Raw genomic sequence first — 24,356 nt, forward strand, 5'->3', positions numbered from 1 at the left:
TATGTATTTATTTTTATTAGAAAAGTAATCTATTAACCACGTCTAGGACCTCTTCTTTCACGGCCACCTCCGCCGCGTTTACTTTCTTTACCTGTTGGTGGTTTTAAACTATAGGTAAAACTTAACATTGCGTAAGTTCCTAAATTACTTTTAATAGTCTCTTGAAAATAACTATCAGAACTAGTTCTAACAAGACCTAAATCTTTATCTAAAATATCAAAAACTTGTAGTTTTAAGTTTCCTCTTTTTCCTTTTAAGAAAGCATAATCAAGTCCTAAATTCCAAATTGGAATGGTTTGAGAATCAAAATTATTGTCTGTGTATAAAGAAAAATCGAATTGAGTATCAAAGGTTAAACTATTTGTAATATCCCAGTCGAATTTTGAGTAATAATTTTGTTTTACATAATCTCTATCTTGGTTTTGTAACGAGTAATTTGTTTTATTAAAGTTGTAGTTTGCTCCAACAGTTAAGTCTACTTTATTTTTATTTTCGTTACTAAAACTCAATCCAAAATTCCAACTTTTACTATCTGTCTCGTTATATTCACTATCTATAATTGTGGTATAATTGTTAATACTACCTCCAAGATTAATATTATATCTTAAATTTATATTATTTATTTTTTTACTTAAATTTACTCGCCCACTTACACTTTCTTTATCTCCAAAGTTTTCATAGGTTGAAGTCGTTACATAATCATCGTTTATACTTCGACTAGAAATAATGGTATTTGTAGTTTTTGCATAACTTAAATTCGAATAAAAACTGGTTGCTTTACTAAAGTCGTGCGAGTTATACCTTAAACTAAAACTGTCATTTTTCTCTGGAGTTAAATTTATATTACCTGTAGAAATATAAAGAGCATTAAAATCGTTTACAATTGGAGATACTTGATTAGCACTAGGTAACGATGTATTTTTGCTATATCTAAATCGTAATCTTTTTCCTTTTTTATATTCGTACGTAAGTGAAGCTCTCGGTAAAAAATTATTGTAATTATTATCTATAACTTCAATATTATCTACCTCTAATTTTTGTTGCATTGTTTCTAGAGAACCCGATAAATATATTTGTAATTTATCTTTACTAAACACGTAACCTAACTGATTATTGTATACTTTTTTATTATAATCTAAATCGTAAATAAATGGATTTTGAACTAAGTCGTCAATTGTTTTAATTTGCTCAACACTTTCATCATTATTATTGTTATTTAAATTAGATGAAAAACTTACCAAATGATGTTCTACAATAGGTTCCATATACCTAAACGAGACATTATAATTTAACGCTTTGTTTTTCTCGTCTTTAGTTGTTAACTCATTAATTTCGTTTGCACTAGTTCCATCTGTTGAATTTTTTGAATTTTGAAAATTCATATCTTTATTATCTGTAAAAGAAATACCACTTCTAACCCTTAAGTTTCTACCATTGTCGTTTAATTTTTTTCTATAAGAAAAATCTAGTTTCCCATTACTTCTATCATCTTCGCTTCTTGTTATTCTTTCACTACTGGCATCTAAATTATCATTTTCATCATAAAACTCTGTAGCGCTAAAGCTATCAGACTCTCTATCATCCTTTTTAAAACTTCCTCTAAACTCTAAATATTTACCTTCTACAGATCTATCTCTTAAACTAAAATTAACATTATGGTTGTTAGATATATTTTGACTATTGCTAGCGTTTTCTCTTGTAAATGAATCGTCTTGCGTAAACTGTGTTCTTTTTGAAGATTCTTCTTCTTCTCTATCTGAATATCCATAATTATAATCTAAATTAAAATTTAAGTCCTTCTTAAATTCGTAGTTATAATTTGCGCCAGCAGTTCCTGTGGTTAAAAAACCACTAGATCCTCCAACGCTTCCATCTCTCCTAAAAACTGTAGCACCTGTATTGTTGATATTATTTAATTTTCCAAATAGTGCTAATTGTGTTTTTGCTGTAAACCTATTTAAATCAAAATTAGTAGTATATCTATCATTTGTTCCAATACCTGCGCCTAATTTTCCAAAATAACCAGACTTTTTACCTTCTTTTAAAATTAGATTAATTATTTTATTTTTTTCACCATCTTTTATACCAGTTGTTCTGGTATCATCACTTTCTTCATCAATTATTTGTACACTTTTAATGGCATCAGCATTTAAATTTTGAAGTGCAATAGTTTGGTCGTTATTAAAAAACTCTTTACCATCAACCAAAATTTTAGTAATACTTTCACCTTGTGCGCTTACTGCTCCATCTGTGCCAACTTCAACACCTGGTAATTTTTTAATTAAATCACCAACATTATCGTCTTGTTTTACCTTAAACGCCTTGGTATTAAATGCAACAGTATCTTGTTTAATTTTAATTGGCACCACCGCATTTATAGTAATCTCATCTAATACATTTATATCTTTTTTTAAAATAAATTTTCCCAAATCTAATTCACTTTTTGTAACATCTATAGTTTGTTGATTTGCTTGGTAAGTCATTAAATAAACCTGTAGCAAATAAGTTCCTTGCTTAAATCCAGAAATATCAAAACTACCATCTTGTTCTGTTGATGTATATTTTATCAACAAAGAGTCTGATGGTTGCAACAAAGCAACTGAGGCAAATTCTAATGGCTCGTTATCTTCATCTAACACAACCCCCTTAATACTCTGAGAATAAGCAGTTTCAATTAAACAAAACAAAATAAAAAGAGCTAAAACAAATTGTTTTTTTAAACAATAATTAATCATAAAAGTTCGTTTTTTGTGTTATATTTTATAACAACATTATTTTTTTATCTTTAATATGGGATAAAGTTCCTTCAAAAAAACAGAAATTCAGAAAAATATTTGTTAATTAATGTTAATGTTTGTTAACGCACACGAATTACAATTTAAAAAACCTTGAATGGTATGTCATTCAATAAAACTATATTAGCAAATAGCTAGTAATTTTTATAAAATACTAACATATGAAAACACAAAAACAATGGTTTGATGAATATGCTATAAGCCATCAAAATAAAACCAATCAATTAATACATTATTTCTGCGTACCTGCAATATTTTTTAGCATTGTTGGTTTGGTAATGAGTATTCCTTCTACTTTTATTTCAAATTTATTCAATATTAGTAATCCAATTATAGAAAATTGGGCAGCTATAATTCTAATAGCCTTATTATTTTTTTATATAAAACTCTCTTACACTACGTTTATAAAAATGTTATTTTTTTCTTTACTGTGCTTAATTGGTAATTATTATTTATCTATTATTGCGCCATTATTATATACGTCTTTAATTATTTTTGTTGTTGCTTGGATTGGGCAATTTTATGGTCATAAATTAGAAGGTAAAAAACCCTCTTTTTTTAAAGACTTACAATTTTTATTAATTGGCCCTGCGTGGGTTTTTGAAAAAATATCAAAAAAACAGATTTAAGTTTTATGACTAAAAATTTAATATATACAATAACATTTTTAATTTCAAGTATCTTATTTGGACAACAAAAAGAATACAAAATTTTTAATTCTGAAGTAAACTCTAAATATGCAGAACTTGGTGTTAATTTTTTAAATGCTAAAACTGTACTTTTTGCCTCCTCAAAAAAAACAGCGAATGATAGAAGTGCTGCTTTAACTAAAAGATTAAATAAAAAACAACTTTTATTAGAATTTTATGTTGGTACATTAAACGATAGCAGTGATATTATAGAAACCAATAGAATTAAAAATGAATCGTTTATAAAGTTTAATGAAAGTGATTTTGCGTTAAGTCCTAATAAAAAAACAATTTATTTTTGTGGTTATAATTACTACACAGAAGAAGCCAACAACACTAGAAATCGACAAGAATCTATAAAACTTTTTAAAGCTGATATTGATGCTAATTTTAATATTTCAAATGTTTCACAAGTAACATTTAGTAATCCAAATTACTCTATAAAAAATCCCTCTATAAGTAAAGATGGTAAAAAATTATTTTTTGCTGCAAATATGCCAGACAGTTATGGTTATTATGATATTTATGTTTCAAATATTTTAAATGATGGTAGCTTAACCAGTCCAAAAAATTTAGGAAGTACTATTAACACTTCCGATGATGATTTGTATCCGTTTGTAGATAAAAATAACACACTTTATTTTGCTTCATTTGGACATAAAGGACAAGGAAGTTTAGATATTTTTAAAAGTGAATTTATAAATGGAACTTATGGTAAAGTTGAAAATTTACCTGCTCCAATAAATTCAAAAAGTGCAGATTTTGGATATGCAACCAACCCAAAGAACGATACCGGATTTTTTGTATCAAATAGAAAAAAAGGAAAAGGTGATGTAGATATTTATGGTTTTAAATTAGTTGATGTAGTAATTGAATGCAATCAATTAATAAGTGGTTTACTAATTGATAAAAACAACCAAAAACCCATTGCCAACGCTACATTAAAGATATACAATACTAAAAATCAACTACTAGACTCTTTAACTTCTACTAAAGATGGTAGCTACCAATTTAATTTAAATTGCAATGAAACTTTTAAAATTTCAGCAGAAAAAGAACATTACAGCACTAACGAAATTTCTTTTAAAACCGACGCGACTTTAGATGCTGAAATTGTTGAAAATATTGAACTATCTCCGGTGCAATGTACTCAAAAAATTAACGGACTTATAACCGACAAGCTAACAACAAAAAATATTGAAAATAGCAGTTTAAAACTCTATAAAAACGGTGAAATTATTTCAGAGAAAACAACACTTAAAAATGCGCTTTATACTTTTGAACTAGAATGTAATAATGAATATATAATTATTGCAACAAAAGAAGGCTTCCACCCTACTGAAATAAAGATTAACACCGATTCAAATTACAATAAAGAGCTCACTATAAATTTAGCTTTATCTCCACTTACTTGTAATCAATCAATTAACGGTGTTATTTCAAATAAATTAACCAAAGAGCCTTTAATAAACACCGATTTAAAATTTTTTAAAAACACTGTATTAATAACTTCTGAAACTTTAAACAATCGTTCTAATTTTAATTTTGAATTAGAATGCGAGGCAACCTATAAAATAACCATTCAAAAAGAAGGATTCTTAGATGAAGATATCACAATAACTACAGACAAGCAGGCAGGCTTTACTTTTACTACTAATATTGAACTTACACCTATTAAATGCAATCAGCTTATTTCTGGAACAATTTCTAATTCAGAAACCAATGAGCTGTTAAATAATACAACTGTTAAACTATTTAAAAACAATGCATTAATCGATTCTCAACTTTCTGAAAATAAGTATAGTTTTAAAATAGAATGTGAAGAAATTTATAAAATTAGTGTTGAAAAAGATGGTTTCCAAACTACTGAAATCACACTGAATTCTGACAATAAAAACGAATTCAATCATATTAAAAATATTGAACTTACACCTATCAAATGCAATCAGCTTATTTCTGGAACAATTTCTAATTCAGAAACCAATGAGCTGTTAAATAATGAGACTGTTAAACTATTTAAAAACGATGCATTAATCGATTCTCAATTTTCTGAGAATAAGTACAGTTTTAAAATAGATTGCGACGAAAATTACAAAGTAGTTGTTGAAAAAGAAGGTTTTCAAACTGGTGAAACCACACTGAATTCTGACGATAAAAATGAATTCAATCATATTAAAAACATTAAACTTACTCCTATTGAATGCAATCAACTTATTTCTGGAACAATTTCTAATTCAGAAACCAATGAACTGTTAAATAATGTAACTGTTAAACTATTTAAAAACAATGCATTAATCGATTCTCAACTTTCTGAAAATAAGTATAGTTTTAAAATAGAATGTGAAGAAATTTATAAAATTAGTGTTGAAAAAGAAGGTTTCCAAACTGCTGAAACCACACTGAATTCTGACAATAAAAATGAATTCAATCATATTAAAAACATTAAACTTACTCCTATTGAATGCAATCAAAATTTTATTGGTAAAATTATAGATGAAAATACAGAGAAAAGACTAAACAATTTAAAAGTTTCTTTATTTGAAAACAACCTTTTAAAAGCAACAATTGACTTAAAAGCATTTCAATTTAATTTTGATTTAGATTGTGATACTACATATAAAATCCGTGTAGAAAAAACAAATTACGAAAACACTGAAATTACTTTTTCTACAGATACTATCACAGAAGCAACGATAGAAAAAATTATACAATTAAAACCTATTGATTGTGTGCAAATATTAAATGGTACAATTTTAAACAAAGTTACAGAGTTACCAATTACTACAGGTCTTATAACCGTATTTTCAAATGAAAAAAAGTTAAAAGAAACTCTGATTGGTACAGATGGTAATTTTAATTTAGAATTAAATTGTAACATAAAAAACAGCATCTTAATAACATCAAAAGGTCATGAGCCTTATAATTTCACCATTGAACCTACCACAAATTATAATATTGTTACAACCAAAACAATTTATTTAAATTTGTTAGATGAATTTATATTTCTTAGAAACCAAAAAATGGTTAAAACTAATAAGCTTAATTTTGAACTAAATCAAGATATTATTACACCAAAAATTGCGGTAGAATTAAACAAAGTTGTTGCTGTTTTACAAAATTACCCAACGTTAAAGATAGAGGTAAAATCACACACCGATAGTAGAGCTCCTGACAATTACAGCATGGAATTATCTAACAAAAGAGCTGCCTCAATAATTTCTTATATCAGTTCAAAAGGAATAGATACTTCAAGAATTTTTGGAAAAGGTTATGGTGAAACCGAACTTATTAATGGTTGTTCTAACGGAGTAAAATGCAGTGAAAAAGACCATCTACTAAACAGAAGAACCGAATTTATTGTTATTGAAGAATAAAAACTTATGAAAAACGAAATTACATTTGAAGATTTTAACAAAGTTGATATTAGAATAGGCACTGTTATTGAAGTTGCCGATTTTCCAAAAGCACACAAACCAGCCTACCAACTTACAATTGATTTTGGTGAGTTAGGTATCAAAAAATCTAGCGCTCAAATTACAGACTTTTACACAAAAGATACTTTATTAAACAAAAAAATATTGGCAGTTGTTAACTTTAAAAAGAAACAAATTGCCAATTTTTTAAGTGAGTGTTTAGTTTTAGGAATACCAAATAAAGAGAATAAAGTTATTCTTTTACAACCTTCTAAAACTGCTAAAAATGGAGAACAAGTAAGTTAGTTATTACTGTTTTACAAGCCAAATCTAGCACCAAAAACATACATATTTTCTAAAAACGTAAAATGTTGCGAAGCCGAGTCTGTTTTACTAGCAGTTGTTCTAATATCTCCCATATTTATATAACCAACCTTTAGGTTAGATTGTATAAAAAAGTGTTTAAAAAATGTAATATTCAATCCTGCATGCGCTGATAAACCGTATCCAGATACGTGAAATTCATCATAACGCTCTTTACTTAACAAAGTAGTATTTGTTTTAGGATATAAAACACCTACACCAACACCTTCAGTTAAATTTATATCAATATTTTTGACTTTAAATTTTAGCCAATTGTCTAAATTATCATACCTACTAACTTCTACATTTACATAGTTTAACCCGTCAGTATGTTCAAATTTTAAGAAATCTGCAGCTAAATCAATCTCATTTCCAGAAACAAAATCACTACTTCCTAACGGCAAATCCCCTTTATAAGTTACTGTTTGGTCGTTTTTCATAACATATTTCATATGATCAACACCAATGGCAATATTGTAATTTTCTTTAAAGAAATAACCAATTCTAAAATTAGTTTGTGGAATTGTAACTTCATCTGGTTTAAAATAATAAATACCAAATGGTTTTGGTTTGTCGTTTGCAGCAACATCTTTTAATTCAAAATTATAATCATCTCCTTTAAAAGTTATATCCGATTTTGAATAATGTGCTCTATTCCACCCCCAATATGCAAAAAACTTCCCTTTGTTTGGTCCGGCATCATTGTAATTAATTTCTTGAGCGATACTAGTAAACGAACTAAATAATACAATGGCTAAAAATATTTTTTTCATAATAAATGTAATTCTAAATTAAGGCTGCAAAGGTAATTTATATTGATGGAATAACGTAAAAAAAAACTGTATCAAATGATACAGTTCAAATATATTAATGCTTTAAATTGCAAAAAAAAGCTGCATCTAATTGATGCAGCTTTAATTATATTAAATGTTAGAAATTTTATTTTCCTTCCATTTTTTTCTTTAAGGCAGCTAAATCTCCACCTAAATCTCCAAGAGTAGTTTTATCTGCAGACTCAGCTTTTTTCTGAGCTACTTTGATGTTTTTCTCTTCTTGTGCTTTAAATATTGATGTATGTGAAGCTACAACTCGTCTAAATTCTTTGTTAAATTCAATAACTTTAAATTTATCTGTATCTCCTTTAGCTAATTTAGTTCCATCTTCTTTAGTTATAAAACGGCTTGGTACAAATGCCTCAACACCATCTTGTAAAGTAACGATTAAACCTTTATCACTTTTATCTTTTACAGTTCCTTCGTGGATAGAATCGATTGCAAAAGTAGCTTCGTGAGCATCCCAAGGATTTTCAGTAGTTTGTTTATGACCTAAGTTTAATTTACGTCCTTCAACATCTAATTCTAATACTTCAACTTCTAATTTATCACCTACAGTAACAAAGTCTGATGGGTGTTTAATTTTCTTAGTCCAAGAAAGATCAGAAATGTAAACTAATCCGTCAATTCCTTCTTCTAATTCAACAAAAACTCCAAAGTTAGTGTAGTTACGTACAGTACCTGTATGTTTTGAACCAACTGGGTATTTTTCTGCAATATTATTCCAAGGATCTGGGTGTAATTGTTTAATACCTAAACTCATTTTACGCTCTTCTCTATCTAAAGTTAAAACTTGTGCTTCAACTTCATCTCCTACAGATACAAAATCTTGTGCAGAACGTAAGTGTGTAGACCAAGACATTTCAGAAACGTGAATTAACCCTTCAACACCTTGTGCTACTTCAATAAATGCACCGTAATCAGCAAGTACAACTACTTTACCTTTTACTGTATCACCTACTTTAATAGTATCATCTAATGCTTCCCAAGGGTGCGCATTTAATTGTTTTAATCCTAATTGAATTCTTGTTTTCTCATCATCAAAATCAAGAATTACAACGTTTAATGTTTGATCTAATTCAACAACCTCACTTGGGTGGTTAATTCTAGACCAAGATAAATCTGTAATGTGAACTAAACCGTCAACACCACCTAAATCAACAAATACACCGTAAGAAGTAATGTTTTTAACAACACCTTCTAATACTTGTCCTTTTTCTAATTTACCAATAATTTCTTTTTTCTGAATTTCAATATCAGCTTCAATAAGTGCTTTATGAGATACAACAACGTTTTTAAATTCTTGGTTGATTTTTACAACTTTGAATTCCATTGTTTTCTCTACGTATTGATCGTAATCTCTAATTGGTTTAACATCAATTTGAGAACCTGGTAAGAATGCTTCAATTCCAAAAACATCTACAATCATACCTCCACGAGTTCTACATTTAACGAAACCGTTAACTACTTCACCTGTTTCGTGTGCATTGTTTACACGATCCCAAGCTTTAATAACTCTTGCTTTTTTATGTGATAATACTAATTGACCAGTACTATCTTCTCTTTTATCAACTAAAACTTCAACAGTATCCCCAACTTTTAAGCCTGGATTGTAACGAAATTCGTTTAAAGAAATAACACCTTCAGATTTTGAGTTGATATCAATAATAGCTTCACGATCTGTTTTTCTTACAACAGTTCCGTCAATTACTTCTCTTTCATTTACTAAGCCTAAAGTTCCTTCTAGGGCAGCTTCAAACGCTTTAATGTTTTCTTCGTCAACTGCCTCAATACCTTCTTCGTATTTGTGCCAGTCAAAATTTTCTAAGAATTCTTCAGGGCTAACCTTTACTTCTTCTACTTTTTCTTCTTCAACTACAGGTGCAGCTGCTGTTTTTGCTTCAACTGGAGCAGTTGCTTCAGTATTTTCTACTTTAGGAGCATCAACTTGCTCTTCAGTTTTTTTTGTTTCTTCAGACATACGTTCTGATGATTAATATTTGTATCTTGTTGTTAATCAGATTTTAAACGATATTAACGCTAAGAGATTATTTATATATTTTTTTTATAAAATCCTTTTTAAATCTGTTCTCGTAAAAAGGAGTGCAAATTTAGTAATTTTATTTTATTATAACAAAAAGAAAATGAAGCTTTTATATAATTTTTAATCAATCCAGTTTTTAAAATCTTTTACGCGTTCTCTACTTACAATAATTTCTGCATCATTATACGACTGTAATATTAATTTTAGGCGACTATTTGTATAGGAAATAATATCTTTAATTGCATTTATATTTACAACATACTTTCTGCTAACTCTAAAGAAAGTTTCTGGCTGTAATTTTTCTTCTAAATTATCTAATGTATCATCTATTAAGTAACTTCTGTTATCTATTGTATGAATGTTTGTCGCCTTATTTTCGCTATAAAAACACTCTATAGATGCAGTTGAAATTAATTTTATATGCTGCCCTATTTTTACCGTAAAGCGTTTTTTATACGTATTGGTATTGCTTGAATTATTAGAAATTATATTTTTTAATTGATGTAAATCGAAGATTACATTATTATTTGTATTGTAACTATTTTTAAATTTATGAACCGCGTTTTCAAGCTCGTCTGAATCTATTGGTTTTAATAAATAATCTACACTATTTAATTTAAAGGCTTTTAAAGCATACTCATCATAAGCAGTTGTAAATATTATAGCGCTTTCAATTTCAACTTCATCAAAAATTTCAAAAGACAATCCGTCTGATAACTGAATATCTAAAAATATTAAATCTGGGTGCTTGTTTGTTAAAAACCAATTTACAGCTTCTTCTACAGAATGCAACATAATTAATGGCTCTATATTTAGCTCTTTTAGCATACGGCTTAATCTACGAGCTGCGGGTTTTTCATCTTCAATTATTATTACGTCCATATTTGGTTGGTTATTTAGTTTTTAGGAAAAAATAAATCTAACTTTTTTATTAAGGTTTCAACTCCGCTCAACCGCTATACACATTTTTACTGTTAAACTTTCGAACTTTGTGGCTTAAATAATTACTCCCAATATTGTTTTTTATCTTTATTCATTATTTCTTTAATCTTTTGCTCTTCCCAGTTTTTCCCTAAAATAAAATCCATTCCAAAAACTGCAAATGCGTGAAAAGCAATTCCTATCCCCCAGAAAAATAGTGTTCCGTAAGTACTCCAATCTAAAAGAAGCCCTACGCCTTCACCAGATATTAATCTTGCTAAAATTAAAAAAGCATTTACACCTAAATAAACAAATAAATGAATATAAAATCCTTTTATTGCTTTTACTCTTTTTTGAGCTCTAATATATTTTTGATTTTCTAAATTATCTTCCATTTTTTAGTATTTTTTGTTTGAATCTTTATTCATTAACTCGTTAATTTTTCTCTCTTCCCACTCTTTTCCAAAAATTATATGTTTTCCAAAAACTCCATAGGCATGAAAAGCCAAACCTATTCCCCATCCTAACATTGGCCACCAAAACCATTTATACCCTGGAGATGTCATTAAGTTTACAAATATTAAGAATGGTATTACTAAGCAATAAGATAATAAATTCCAATAAAACCCTTTAATCTCGTCTACTTTCTTTTTAGCTCTTAAGTATTTTTGTTCTTCTGTATAATCTGTTTTCATTATCGTATGATTTTTTTAACTTTTTTTCAACTTTTCTTTAAAAACGTTCACTGAACATTTTCTTGCACTCAATATTATTCCCAATACTGCTTTTTATCATTCTCCATAAATTCTTTAATCTTTCTTTCTTCCCAATTTTTACCTAATAATTTATTAGGACCAAAAGCTTTAAAACCTTGAACTGTCATACCAATTCCCCAACCAAGCATTGGAAACCAAAACCAATGAAACTGAGGTACGTAAGTTAAATTTATATAAATTAATATTGGAATAACAATACAATAAGCCAATAAGCTACTATAAAATCCTTTAATTTCTTCAACTTGTTCAACTGCTCTTAAATATTTACTTGCTTCTATATTTTCTGATGTTTTCATAATTTTAGTTTTTTGAGTTAGTAATGGTAATTTTACTGTAAATGTTTCTCCTGTTTTTTCAACAGACACTTTTTTTAAGGTTATTAAATTGTACCTGTCTATAATATTTTTAAGTCCTACTTTTGTTCCTTTTTCTAAAATAGCTTTAGGACTATAATTGTTTGTTATAATTAAAAATCCATTTTCTTCTACTATTTTTACTTTTAATGGATTTTCTTCAGTAACTACATTGTGTTTTATTGTGTTTTCTAATAATAACTGAAGTGATAATGGAATAATTTTTAGTTCAGAATTACTTGCTTTTTCTGGAATTTCAAAGATTACAGCGTCTTCAAAACGCATTTTCAACAATTCCATATATGTTTTTGCAAATAGTAATTCTTCATCTAAATCTATTAAATCTTTACTTTTCTGTTCTAAAACGTAGCGATATACTTTAGATAATTTTGTTGTAAATTTTTCTGCTAATTTTGGATTTTCACCAATTAATGATGTTAAAACATTTAAACTATTAAATAAAAAATGTGGATCTATCTGGCTTTTTAAAGATTCATATTTTGCCGTTTCAGTTTTTGCAACTATTTGTTGTTCTGTTACTTTTTTCTCGGTTAATGCTTTGTAAAAAAAAATTGCATGAAAAGTAAGACTTGCAAACAATGTAACCACTAAGCCAAAAATATAATAGTTTTTTGCGTATGGATCATTTATAAAACTATCTAAAGGATTACCCGAAATTAAAACAACAGTAACAAATCTTAACAGTGTTAAACCCAACATAGTTAACACTACAGAACCTATTGCTCCAATAATTAAACGTTTTTTAGAATCTCCTTCCCATGAAAATTTATTGCCAATATATTTAAAAAAGTAACCATTTATAGCAGACAATACAAAAGCATACATAAAATGAACTCCAAATATTTTAAATAATTCATTTATAGGTGTATTAAAGTCGCCTTTAAAAACTAAGCGCTCTATAACAAATAACGCTATAGCAATAATTAATGAAATTTTAAATAGGTATTTAATGCCTGTCTTCATATTAAATAATTTACTTTTTAACACTTGCAATTTAAAATTTAATTTCTAAAATAACATCGTTGTTCTTTAATTCAAACATTGAGCTATCAAATTGTGGAGGCCCAAAATTTAATGGATTATTAGACGTTCCGTAATTTTCTTTTGGCATTCCATTATTTTGAAAATCTAAACGTTTATTATCGTTTTCATCGTGGTAGCAAATAATTGCATATTCTCCTGCTGGTACATTTTTAAAAACAGTAGTACTAACTCCGCCTTTAATTATAGACGATGCTGCCATTAAAGGTTCTTGTCTAAAGTTTTCTTTATTAAAAAGTGCAAAATTTACAGTTCCATTATCATTTAGAGCATTTACAACGGAAACTGTAATACTTTTTTGTTCGTTTAAATTTGAAGTTTCTTGTTCTTGTGAAAAAATTAAAGTTGAGAAAAATAATGCTGCTATTAAGATTAAATATTGCATAATAAATTGTTTTAAGTTTATATTAATTGTTTTTGACACTTCAAAAGTGTGGATTATTACACATATCCAAAACTTAAACATTCTGAATTGTAATTTTTTAATGATGAATTGTAACTATTTACAATTTTTAGATTTCCAAACCTAAATATTTCAATTTTAAGTATTAAAACTTCCTCTTTTAGCAATTCAAAAACTAACATTCGTCATACTTTAAAATAAAAATCTTCGTAACTTTATGTAACTTTTACAAAAACCATTAGTATTATGAAAATATATGATGATAAACACATTAAAAATGTTGCTTTTGTAGGCGCAAATAAAAGTGGTAAAACTACATTAGCAGAGACAATGCTCTTTGAAGCTGGATTAGTCAACCGCCGTGGTAGTGTAGAAAACAAAAACACTGTTTCTGATTATCACGAAATTGAACAAGACAGAGAAACTTCTATTTTTGCCACACAACTTCACACAGAGTGGCGCAATTACAAAATAAACATTATTGATACTCCCGGCTTAGACGATTTTATAGGCGAAATTGCTGCAACTATGCGTGTTGCAGATTCTGTAGTTACCGTAGTAAATGCACAACAAGGTGTTGAAGTAGGTACAGAAATTATATGGAATTATGTAGACCGTTTTTCGCTTCCTAGCTTATTTGTTATTAATCAAATTGACAGTCCTAATGCAGATTTCGACGAAAGTTATAAAAGTATTGTAGACCTAATTGGAAACAATGCAGTAAAAATACAATACCCTTTAATTGTAGATGGTGCACAATGTATAATTGATGTACTTAAAATGAAAATGTACAAATTTGGACCTGAAGGAGGAAAACCTGAAAAATTTGAAATTCCAGACGACCAAAAAGACATAGCTCGCGAACTACAAAATGAATTGGTTGAAAAAGCAGCCGAAAATGATGAAGCATTAATGGAACTTTATTTTGATAAAGGAACATTAAATGAAGATGAAATGCGAGAAGGAATTAAAAAAGGAATGCTAAATCACGAGTTATTCCCTGTATTCTGTGTTTCTGCTTTAAACGATATGGGAACAGGTAGATTAATGGGATTTATAGATAATGTAGCTCCTTCTGCAGCAGATTTAAAACCTGAACAAAGCGTTGAAGGAAAAACTATTGAATGCAAACCAGATGCTCCAACATCATTATTTATTTTTAAAACATTATACGAAGCAAACCTTGGTAAAATAAGTTTCTTTAAAGTAAAATCTGGTGAAATAAAACAAAATGACAAGCTAGAAAATTCTGAAAATAATGAAATTGAAACATTAAATCAACTATATATAATAAATGGTAAAAACCGTATACCTGTTGAAAAATTAAGTGCTGGTGATATAGGTGCTACATTAAAACTTAAATTTACCGAAACAAATAATACTTTAAGAGAAAAAGGTACTAATATTACCATAAAACCAATTAAATTTCCAGAACCAAGAGTTACAGTATCAATAAATGCTGTAGACAAAAACGATGAGGAAAAATTAAATGAAGCTCTTAAAAAAATCCATAGTCAAGATCCAACAGTTACAATTCATTATTCAAAAGAATTAAAACAACAAATTTTATCTTGTCAAGGTGAATTGCATCTAGCAACTATAGATTGGACTTTACAAAAAGTATATGGTATAAAAGCTGAATTTAATCAACCAAAAATAGCTTATAGAGAAACAATACAACGCTCTGCAACAACAAGTTATAAACACAAAAAACAATCTGGTGGTTCTGGACAGTTTGGTGAAGTTCACTTAAAAATAGAACCTTGGTTTGAAGGAATGCCAGAACCAGAAGGTTTTAATATTAGAGGTAAAGAAGAAGTAGATTTAGAATGGGGTGGTAAATTAGTATTTTACAACTGTATAGTTGGTGGTGTAATAGACACACGTTACTTACCTTCAGTTTTAAAAGGATGCTTAGAAGTTATGGAAGAAGGTCCTTTAACAGGTTCTTACGCAAGAGACATTAGAGTTATGGTATTTGATGGTAAAATGCACCCCGTAGATTCTAATGATATTTCTTTTAAAATTGCTGCAGCTCACGCTTTTAAATCTGCATTTTTAAATGCTAAACCTAAACTACTAGAACCAATTCAAGAACTTACAGTTAAAGTTCCTGAAGAACTTATGGGAAGTGTTATGACAGATTTACAATCTAGAAGAGCTATTATTTTAGGAATGGATAGCGAGGGTAAATACCAATCTATTAAAGCAAAAACACCTTTAGCAGAAATGTATAGATACTCTACAACCCTACGTTCTATAACCCAAGGTAGAGGTAGTTTTAGCACTAAATTTGCTAATTTTGAATTAGTACCAAACAATGTACAAGAAAGCTTAATAAAAAAAGAAGCTTAAATATAAATTTAAAATAGCCTAAAAAAAGACTCGTTATTAAAAATAACGAGTCTTTAAGTTAGTAGTAATTCGATTAATATTTTATTAATTCAATCTAATCTAATTATATAATTTGTTTAGTTGGTCCAATCCAAAAAACATAGTACAAAAAATATTAATCAATGCTAATTTAATACTTTTTTTCATAAAAAAATACAAACTTACTAGTTTTTAATAAATTAATTAAAAAATACACATCATTTAACTTAAAAAAATAAACATAATTCAATATGGAATTCAGCGTTAATTTCATCAAAATTTCTTTAAGAATTCTTTATATTTGCAGTTCAAATTATATTTACAGAAATACGTTAATTATTATCCTAATTTTAGGTTAGTAATATTTAACAAATTTCAAAAATTTAATAACAATAAATTCTATATAAATGAAATTATTATTAATTACACTTGCTTTATTAGGCTTAGGTGTTGCAGGTATTGCAATTAAAATTTGGGCAAAAAAAGATGGAAAATTCGCAGGAACTTGCGCTAGCCAAAATCCACATTTAAATAAAACTGGAGAACCATGTGGTTTTTGTGGTAAAACAGCAGATCAGTGTGAAAATAGATAATTTATGCTCGAATTTCTTTTTATTACTTTTACAGTAATTTTTTGTATTCAGTGTATCTACTTTCTTTTCATTTTTGGAAATTTTTCTTTTTCTAAAACAACTACTAAAAATACTACTTTTAACAAAGCTGTATCTGTAATTATTTGTGCAAAAAATGAAGCTAACAACCTAAAAAAAAACATTCCACATTTTTTAGAACAAACATATAGCAATTTTGAAATTGTACTTATAAATGATGCATCTAGAGATAATACTCTTGAAATAATTGAACAGTTTAAAGATAAATATCCTTCAAAAATTAAAATTGTTAACGTATCTCCCAATGAACAATTTTGGGGAAGCAAAAAATACGCCTTAACTTTAGGTATTAAAGCAGCCTCAAACGAATATTTACTATTCACAAATGCTGATTGTAAACCCGTATCTAAAAATTGGATTCAGGAAATGTCTAGCAATTTTTCTAAAAAAAAACAACTAATTTTAGGCTATGGGTCTTATACAAAAATTAAAAAGTCCTTCCTTAATAAACTAATTCGTTTCGAAACACTTTTAACAGCAATTCACTATTTTTCATTTTCAAAAATAGGAATGCCTTTTGCTGGTGTTAACCGAAACTTAGCATATACAAAAAATACTTTTTTTAAAGCAAATGGCTTTGTTAACCATATGCACCGCATTAAACCTGGAGACGGAGATCTATTTGTAAATCAGGTTGCCACAAAAAACAATACTACTTTTTGTATTTCAGAAGATAGTTTTACAGAAGCTACACCTAAAACATCTTTTAAAAACTGGATTTTACAAAAAAGACGCCACATTACCACATTACCCTATTACAAAAATAGTCACAAATTTATAATAACATTATTCTTAAGTTCTCAAGTACTTTTTTGGTTACTTAGCATTGTTTTATTACTATTTAAATTTAACTTAATTAGTGTAATTATTGCAATAATTTTAAGACAATTAATTATATACCTTGTTTTTGGGTATGCAGCAAAAAAGCTAAATGAAAAAGATTTAGTTTTAGCGCTACCTTTTTATGAAATATTTTTAATTTTCATACAAATGTTTATCTTTATAAAAAATTGTATTTCAAAACCTACAGATTGGTAAATAAAAAAACTGATATTACTGAATTAATTGAAAAAGCTCGAAAAAAAGATGAAAAGGCTTTTAACACATTATTAAACACTTATTGGAGCGATGTGTTTCGCTTTCAATTATCAAAATCTGAAAATGAGGATGAAGCTGAAGATATTACTATAAAAACATTTGCCAAAGCCTTTGATAAAATACACCTATTTAACGAACGTTATAATTTTAAAACTTGGTTAATCTCTATTTCTAAAAATATATTTCTAGACCATTTACGCAAGCAACGCACAAAAACTATATCTTTAAACAAAAAAGAATCTGAAGCTTATAAAATTTTTGATGAAACTCCTACTGCCGAAGACCAATTAATAATTGAACAAAACTTAGCTCAATTATTAAATTTCTTAAAACAATTAAAACCTCATTATCAAGAAATAATAAACCTTCGTTATTTTAGAGAAATGAGCTATCAAGAAATGGCAGACAAACTTAACGAACCTATGAGTAACATAAAAGTTAAACTATTAAGAGCTAAAAAATTATTAGCCCAGATTATTGAAAAATCATCTAAAAATGATTTCAAAAATAAATAATTGGCTAAAAAAACTAGGCCCTGGATTACTTTTTGCAGGTGCCGCTATTGGAGTTTCTCACTTAGTACAATCTACAAGAGCCGGAGCCGACTTTGGCTTTGGTTTAATTTGGGCTTTAGTTTTAATTCACATTATTAAATATCCATTTTTTCAGTTTGGACCAAGATATGCCACAGCTACAGGTGAAAGCTTGCTTGAAGGCTACAAAAAATTAGGTAAAGGTGTTTTAACCGCATATTTTATTCTAAATTTAGCTACAATTTTTACCATACAAGCTGCTGTAACCATTGTTACAGCAGGTTTAGCTGCTAATTTATTTGGCATTACCACAAACCCCGTTATTTGGAGTATTATTATTACTTTAATTTGTTTTTTACTGCTAATTATAGGAAAATATAAATTACTGGATAACTTAATGAAAATCATAATCATAACCCTTACAATAAGTACCGTAATAGCCGTAACCATAGCAAGTTTAAAAACCAATACTACAACAAATTTTACACAAATTTTACCTAAAGGAAGTATAGAAGTCGGTTTTTTAATAGCTTTTTTAGGCTGGATGCCAGCTCCGTTAGACGTTTCTATTTGGCAATCTCTTTGGGCAATTGAAAAACAAAAAGATAAAACGGCAAAATTTAATACAAAACAAGCAATTTTTGATTTTAATATTGGCTTTGTTGGCACATTATTTTTAGGAATTTGTTTTGTTGCACTTGGAGCATTAATCATGTACAGTTCCGGAGAAACTTTTAGCAATAACTCTGTAGAATTTTCTCAACAACTAATAAACCTATACACCAAAAATTTGGGATCTGGAATGTATATTTTTATTACAGCTGCAGCATTTACTACAATGTTTAGTACTACACTAACAACCCTAGATGCATCGCCTAGAGCAATGACAAAAACTTTTGATTTACTCACAAACAAACCACACAAAAACATGTATTGGCTTTGGCTAAGTTTTTTAGCACTAGGAACTATTGCTATTCTATTATTTTTTATGTCTGAAATGGGTATGCTAATTAAAATCGCCACCATACTTTCATTTTTAACAGCCCCATTTTTTGCAATTATTAATTACCTCCTAGTTTCTGGTAAAAATATGCCCGAAGAATGGAGACCTTCTTTACAATTAAAAATTTTAAGCTGGCTTGGAATTATATTTTTAATCGCTTTCAGCATTTGGTATTTATTTAGTTTATAAATTCTTTGTATTATTGTACTCAATTTCGACTAAAATGAGTGAAGAAACAACCACAACAACAGCTGAAAAAGTACAAAAACCAAAATGGTTACGTGTAAAATTACCTGTTGGAAAAAAATATACAGAATTAAGAAACGTAGTTGACAAATACAAATTGAACACTATTTGTACCAGTGGAAGCTGTCCTAATATGGGAGAATGCTGGACTGAAGGCACAGCTACTTTTATGATTTTAGGAAACATATGCACACGTTCATGCGGATTTTGCGGTGTTAAAACCGGAAGACCTGAAACTGTAGATTGGGAAGAACCAGAAAAAGTGGCTCGTTCAATTAAATTAATGAACATTAAACATGCTGTTATCACATCTGTAGACAGAGATGATATTAAAGATGGAGGCTCTATCATATGGGCTGAAACAGTAAACGCCATTAGAAGAGCAAACCCAAACACAACTTTAGAAACTTTAATTCCAGATTTTCAAGGAAACAAAACTAATATTGATAGAATTTTAGCTGTTGCTCCTGAGGTAATCTCTCATAACTTAGAAACTGTAAGACGCTTAACTAGAGAAGTACGAATTCAAGCAAAATACGACCGTAGTTTAGAAGTTTTAAAATATATGAAAGATCAAGGGCAGCGTAGAACCAAATCTGGCATTATGTTAGGCTTAGGTGAAACCGAAGCAGAAGTTATTGAAACCATGCAAGATTTAGCAAATGCTAAGGTTGATATTTTAACTATTGGTCAATACCTTCAACCAACTAAAAAGCACCTACCTGTTAAAGATTTTATAACTCCAGAACAATTTGATAAATACAAAAAAATTGGATTAGAATTAGGTTTTAGACATGTAGAAAGTAGTGCTTTAGTTAGGTCATCTTATAAAGCTCAAAAACATTTAGAATAATTTATACAATACTAATTTTCTTTAACTTATAATTAACATCAATTTATTATTTATGGCATAAGTGTTGTAATTAACTCTTTAAAACAGAGAGTTTGTAGGCTTTGTTTTATTGTTTAATATTGAGTTAGTTAATAAAAAAAAGTGCTTTACGGCACTTTTTTTTATTTAATATATTTATGTTACCCTATTTTATTAATTCACCTTCTTCTAATAAAATATCGTAAACATAACCGTAACCAAAATCTTTATCTAAAATTACTTTACCACTAAAAGTAACAACATCTCCAACTTTAACAATTTCTTGAGTAGTAATAGTAATACTTTCTACATTTGCATACTGAGTTCCATCTACAATATGCACCCAATTTTTTTCCATAATTCCATTATTAACTTTCACTACTTTTCCTCGTAAGATCACCTCTTTACCAGAAAATCTTTTTTTCTCAGAAAGCAATTCTTCAATGGTAATTCCATTTTTAGCTTTTTCAATATCAATAGCAATATCAACCATGTTTTCTGTAGCTGTATGCTCATGAGTATTATTATTTGGTACCTTATTTAATAATTCTTCCGAAGCTCTAATTCCTTCAACAAAAATAATTTCATCAAAAACCTTATTCAAGCTCTTGCTTTTAAAGTCTTTCATTACCATTCCACCATTATAATAGTAAGTGTCACCTATTTTTACCTCCCTATTTGGAATTGCCATCCAGTAACTTTTACTTTTTTCAGAAACATTTAAGTAAGCGTAAGTTCCACCGCTAATATATTCATTAACTACAATTTTATGAACCATAGTTTTTGGAGCTGTTTGTTGTGTATTTATTTTAGAATAATTACTTTTTTCTTTGCAAGACATCATTAGTGAAACACTAATAAAAAACATTATATATTTTATTTTATTCATTTTTTATAAATTTAATTCTTATTAAAATTAACCAATAATACATTTAATACATATGACATAAATCACCAATTAATTATCGGTAAATTATTGTTTTTTAGATATTTATTAGTTTTACTAAAATGTTTATTCCCAAACCAATACCCTCTATTTGCACTTAAAGGAGATGGATGTCCGCTTGTTAAAACACAATGTTTAGTAGCGTCGATTTTCATTCCTTTCTTTTTTGCATAACCTCCCCAAAGTAAAAAGACAACATGTTCCTGTTCTTTAGAAATCTTAGTAATTACAGCATCAGTAAATTTTTCCCAACCTTTTTTTTGATGAGAACCCGCTTTATGCGCTTCTACAGACAAAGTAGCATTTAACATAAGTACCCCTTGCCTAGCCCAACGCTCTAAATTACCACTTTTAGGATATGGAATATTTAAATCTGTTTCAATTTCTTTAAAAATATTAATTAACGAAGGTGGATGTTTTATTCCCTCATTTACCGAAAAGCACAACCCGTGTGCTTGATTAACATCATGATAAGGATCTTGACCAATAATTACTACTTTTAAATCTTCTAAAGCACATAAATTAAAAGCTTCAAATAATTTATTTTCTGGTGGAAAACATAAATTGCTTCTATATGCTTGTTCTACAAACTCCCAAAGCTCTTTAAAATAAGGTTTTTCAAACTCTGATGACAATATTGCTCTCCAGCTATCAGCTATTTCAATTTTCATTACATCTATTCACGTTAAATTTATACTTTTGTAAATTGTGTCAAAAATAGCACTTTTTATGAGTAACATTTCAGAAAAAACATTAATAGATTTAGAATTTTTTACCATTTTAAAGACAGTAAGTGAAAACTGCATCTCTGAACTAGGAAAAAACAGTGCTTTAAAAATTAAACCTTTTAATAAAAAAGAGAAACTTATTTCTGAATTAAATTTAGTAAATGAATACCTTTCTTCTTTTCAAAACGACAATAGATTACCAAATCATTATTTTGATGATATTGAAAAGGAAATTCATTTATTAAAAATTGAAAACAGTTATTTAGAACCTGCTTCATTTCTAAAAGTAGCCAATAATGTAAATACTATTTTTGAACTCCTTAAATTTTTAAAAAAATTTAAAACAATATATCCTTCGCTGTATAATTTTTCAGAAGAAATTGATTACCAAAAACTTATTACAGAAAACATTAACAATATTATTACTTCTTTTGCAGAAGTTAATGAAAATGCATCACCACTTTTAAAACAAATTAGAACTGAAATAAATTCGGTTCGTTCTAAAATTGGCTCTAGTTTTACCAAAGCATTAAGCCAATATAGTAGCTCTGGTTATTTAGATGAAATTAGAGAATCTGTAATTGACAATCAACGTGTTTTAGCTGTACAAGCTATGCATAGAAGAAAAGTAAAAGGAAGCCTTTTAGGAAGCTCTAAAACGGGAAGTATAGTTTTTATTGCTCCAGAAGCCACCCTACAATTTAGTAGAGAATTACAAAATCTTGCTTATGAAGAACATCAAGAAATTGTACGTATTTTAAAAGAATTAACTAATAAAATTAGAATCTATGTTCCAAATTTAATTGCTTATCAGAAATTTTTAATTAAGCTAGATGTAATTGGTGCTAAGGCAAAATATGCAAAAAAAATTAATGCTTGCTTACCTAAATTAACAAAAGAAAAAAAGGTGTTTTTGCGAGATGCCTACCACCCTATTTTGCTACTTAAAAACAACGAAAAACAATTAAAAACAGTTCCACAAACCTTAGAGTTAAATAGCAAACAACAAATTATTGTTATTTCTGGACCAAATGCAGGTGGTAAAAGTATCACTTTAAAGACTATTGGTTTACTGCAAGTTATGCTGCAAAGTGGTATTTTAATTCCCGTACACGAACGTTCTTCTACCTATTTTTTTAATAAAATTTTAACAGACATTGGAGACAACCAATCTATTGAAAATCAACTAAGTACTTACAGTTACCGTTTAAAAAACATGCGTAGCTTTTTAAGACGATGCAACGATAGTACTTTATTTTTAATTGATGAATTTGGTACTGGTAGTGATCCTGAATTAGGAGGTGCTTTGGCCGAAATATTTTTAGAAGAATTTTATAATAAAAATGCCTATGGTATTATTACAACTCATTATTCTAATTTAAAAGTATTAGCTAACGAACTAGAAAATGTATCTAACGCTAATATGCAGTTTAATGAAAAAACATTAGAACCTCTTTTTAAATTATTTATCGGACAAGCTGGAAGTTCTTTTACTTTTGAAGTTGCTCAAAAAAATGGAATTCCTTACAGCTTAATCAACAAAGCTAAAAAACGTGTTGAAGGAGAAAAAGTACGTTTAGATAAAACAATTTCTAAACTTCAAAAAGAACGTAATATTCTTCAAAAAACTTCTGAAAGCTTAGAAAAAGAAAAAAATATTGCCGCTGAAAAAACTGGTTCTTTAATAGAAAAACAAGAAAAAATTCAAGAAAAACTAGAAAGTTTTCAAACATTGTACGACAGCAATCAGAAAATGTTAGCTTACGGTAGAAAAATTAATGAACTACTGAATAAATACTTGCAAACAAACAATAAAAAAGAACTTAATTTAGCTTTTAACAATTGGGTAACTTCAGAAAAAACCAAACATCTTAAAAAAAATCCACCTAAACCAAAAACTAAAGCTCAAAAAAAACAAGTTAAAGTTAAACAGAAAATAGAACAAAAAAAATTAATTATAACAGAAAAAGAGGTGTTGGTTGAAGTAAAAAAAGTGAGAGAGCAAAAGCAAACCGAAGCTAAAAAAATTGCAAAACAAAAAGCCAATTACGTTTTTAAAGTGAACGACAAAGTTAGAATAATTGATAGCAACGCTTGTGGAACTATAGATAAAATAGAAAAAAATAATGCATTTATAAATTACGGTGTTTTTACCACTAAAACAACCTTAAATAAACTAGAACTTGTTGAAGCCGCAAAGAAATAGCATAATTTTACAATAACCAGTTTTTAGGA

General features: G+C 28.1%; 21 protein-coding genes. 10 read left to right on the forward strand and 11 right to left on the reverse strand.

Features of this window, described 5'->3' with window-relative positions:
- Positions 1-32 precede the first annotated feature (32 nt).
- A complete protein-coding gene (locus MKD41_RS06090; RefSeq protein WP_240244551.1) occupies positions 33-2,735 on the reverse strand; it encodes a TonB-dependent receptor in 2,703 nt (900 codons plus the stop codon).
- A gap of 221 nt (positions 2,736-2,956) precedes the next feature.
- Between MKD41_RS06090 and MKD41_RS06095 the strand changes: the two genes are divergently transcribed.
- Genes MKD41_RS06095 through MKD41_RS06105 form a run of 3 tightly spaced genes read left to right on the forward strand, consistent with a single transcriptional unit; the run spans position 2,957 to position 7,203 of the window.
- Positions 2,957-3,424 carry an Mpo1 family 2-hydroxy fatty acid dioxygenase gene (locus tag MKD41_RS06095; RefSeq protein WP_240244552.1) on the forward strand — a complete coding sequence of 156 codons (468 nt, stop codon included), beginning with the start codon at positions 2,957-2,959 and terminating at the stop codon, positions 3,422-3,424.
- A gap of 5 nt (positions 3,425-3,429) precedes the next feature.
- Positions 3,430-6,858 carry an OmpA family protein gene (locus tag MKD41_RS06100; RefSeq protein ID WP_240244553.1) on the forward strand — a complete coding sequence of 1,143 codons (3,429 nt, stop codon included), beginning with the start codon at positions 3,430-3,432 and terminating at the stop codon, positions 6,856-6,858.
- 6 nt (positions 6,859-6,864) lie between these two features.
- Positions 6,865-7,203 carry a tRNA-binding protein gene (locus tag MKD41_RS06105; RefSeq protein WP_240244554.1) on the forward strand — a complete coding sequence of 113 codons (339 nt, stop codon included), beginning with the start codon at positions 6,865-6,867 and terminating at the stop codon, positions 7,201-7,203.
- 11 nt (positions 7,204-7,214) lie between these two features.
- Here MKD41_RS06105 and MKD41_RS06110 read toward each other — a convergent pair whose 3' ends face one another.
- The 8 genes from MKD41_RS06110 to MKD41_RS06145 form a co-directional block, all read right to left on the reverse strand.
- Entirely contained in the window at positions 7,215-8,033 is an 819-nt protein-coding gene (locus MKD41_RS06110; RefSeq protein WP_240244555.1) for a hypothetical protein, read from the reverse strand.
- A gap of 166 nt (positions 8,034-8,199) precedes the next feature.
- Positions 8,200-10,074: a 30S ribosomal protein S1 gene (gene rpsA, locus MKD41_RS06115; protein WP_240244556.1), complete on the reverse strand. Its 1,875-nt coding sequence runs from the start codon at positions 10,072-10,074 to the stop codon at positions 8,200-8,202.
- A 183-nt stretch (positions 10,075-10,257) separates the two neighbouring features.
- A complete protein-coding gene (locus MKD41_RS06120; RefSeq protein WP_240244557.1) occupies positions 10,258-11,019 on the reverse strand; it encodes a LytR/AlgR family response regulator transcription factor in 762 nt (253 codons plus the stop codon).
- A 122-nt stretch (positions 11,020-11,141) separates the two neighbouring features.
- Complete coding sequence (locus tag MKD41_RS06125; protein WP_240244558.1) at positions 11,142-11,453, reverse strand: 2TM domain-containing protein; 312 nt, start codon at positions 11,451-11,453, stop codon at positions 11,142-11,144.
- A 3-nt stretch (positions 11,454-11,456) separates the two neighbouring features.
- Positions 11,457-11,753: a 2TM domain-containing protein gene (locus tag MKD41_RS06130; RefSeq protein WP_240244559.1), complete on the reverse strand. Its 297-nt coding sequence runs from the start codon at positions 11,751-11,753 to the stop codon at positions 11,457-11,459.
- A gap of 74 nt (positions 11,754-11,827) precedes the next feature.
- A complete protein-coding gene (locus MKD41_RS06135; protein ID WP_240244560.1) occupies positions 11,828-13,171 on the reverse strand; it encodes a 2TM domain-containing protein in 1,344 nt (447 codons plus the stop codon).
- Between the two features lie 31 nt (positions 13,172-13,202).
- Positions 13,203-13,634 carry a DUF2141 domain-containing protein gene (locus MKD41_RS06140; protein ID WP_240244561.1) on the reverse strand — a complete coding sequence of 144 codons (432 nt, stop codon included), beginning with the start codon at positions 13,632-13,634 and terminating at the stop codon, positions 13,203-13,205.
- Positions 13,635-13,690: 56 nt separating this feature from the next.
- On the reverse strand, positions 13,691-13,834 hold the full coding sequence (locus MKD41_RS06145) for a hypothetical protein (protein WP_240244562.1): 144 nt from the start codon (positions 13,832-13,834) through the stop codon (positions 13,691-13,693).
- Between the two features lie 64 nt (positions 13,835-13,898).
- Between MKD41_RS06145 and MKD41_RS06150 the strand changes: the two genes are divergently transcribed.
- The 6 genes from MKD41_RS06150 to lipA all read left to right on the forward strand — a co-directional run bounded on the left by MKD41_RS06150 (position 13,899) and on the right by lipA (position 20,429).
- Positions 13,899-16,007 carry an elongation factor G gene (locus MKD41_RS06150; protein WP_240244563.1) on the forward strand — a complete coding sequence of 703 codons (2,109 nt, stop codon included), beginning with the start codon at positions 13,899-13,901 and terminating at the stop codon, positions 16,005-16,007.
- Between the two features lie 425 nt (positions 16,008-16,432).
- A complete protein-coding gene (locus MKD41_RS06155; protein ID WP_240244564.1) occupies positions 16,433-16,618 on the forward strand; it encodes a membrane or secreted protein in 186 nt (61 codons plus the stop codon).
- Positions 16,619-16,621: 3 nt separating this feature from the next.
- The gene (locus MKD41_RS06160) at positions 16,622-17,734 is read left to right on the forward strand and encodes a glycosyltransferase (RefSeq protein ID WP_240244565.1); all 1,113 of its coding nucleotides are present in this window, start codon (positions 16,622-16,624) and stop codon (positions 17,732-17,734) included.
- On the forward strand, positions 17,728-18,309 hold the full coding sequence (locus tag MKD41_RS06165) for an RNA polymerase sigma factor (protein WP_240244566.1): 582 nt from the start codon (positions 17,728-17,730) through the stop codon (positions 18,307-18,309). The genes MKD41_RS06160 and MKD41_RS06165 overlap by 7 nt, the downstream gene beginning before the upstream one ends.
- The gene (locus MKD41_RS06170) at positions 18,290-19,519 is read left to right on the forward strand and encodes an NRAMP family divalent metal transporter (protein ID WP_240244567.1); all 1,230 of its coding nucleotides are present in this window, start codon (positions 18,290-18,292) and stop codon (positions 19,517-19,519) included. Before MKD41_RS06165 ends, MKD41_RS06170 begins: the two co-directional genes overlap by 20 nt.
- A 34-nt stretch (positions 19,520-19,553) precedes the next feature.
- Positions 19,554-20,429, forward strand: coding sequence for a lipoyl synthase (gene lipA, locus MKD41_RS06175; protein WP_240244568.1), 876 nt, complete (start codon positions 19,554-19,556; stop codon positions 20,427-20,429).
- 184 nt (positions 20,430-20,613) lie between these two features.
- Here the strand turns inward: lipA and MKD41_RS06180 are convergent, their stop codons facing one another.
- Positions 20,614-21,336, reverse strand: coding sequence for a hypothetical protein (locus MKD41_RS06180; RefSeq protein ID WP_240244569.1), 723 nt, complete (start codon positions 21,334-21,336; stop codon positions 20,614-20,616).
- Between the two features lie 62 nt (positions 21,337-21,398).
- Entirely contained in the window at positions 21,399-22,064 is a 666-nt protein-coding gene (gene ung, locus MKD41_RS06185; protein WP_240244570.1) for a uracil-DNA glycosylase, read from the reverse strand.
- Between the two features lie 58 nt (positions 22,065-22,122).
- On the opposite strand from ung, the gene MKD41_RS06190 reads away from it, so the two are divergent.
- Entirely contained in the window at positions 22,123-24,327 is a 2,205-nt protein-coding gene (locus tag MKD41_RS06190; RefSeq protein ID WP_240244571.1) for an endonuclease MutS2, read from the forward strand.
- The last annotated feature ends 29 nt before the right edge of the window (positions 24,328-24,356 follow it).

Origin of the sequence: Lutibacter sp. A64, from assembly GCF_022429565.1 — a bacterium.
In the GTDB taxonomy this organism is placed as follows: Bacteria; Bacteroidota; Bacteroidia; order Flavobacteriales; family Flavobacteriaceae; genus Lutibacter.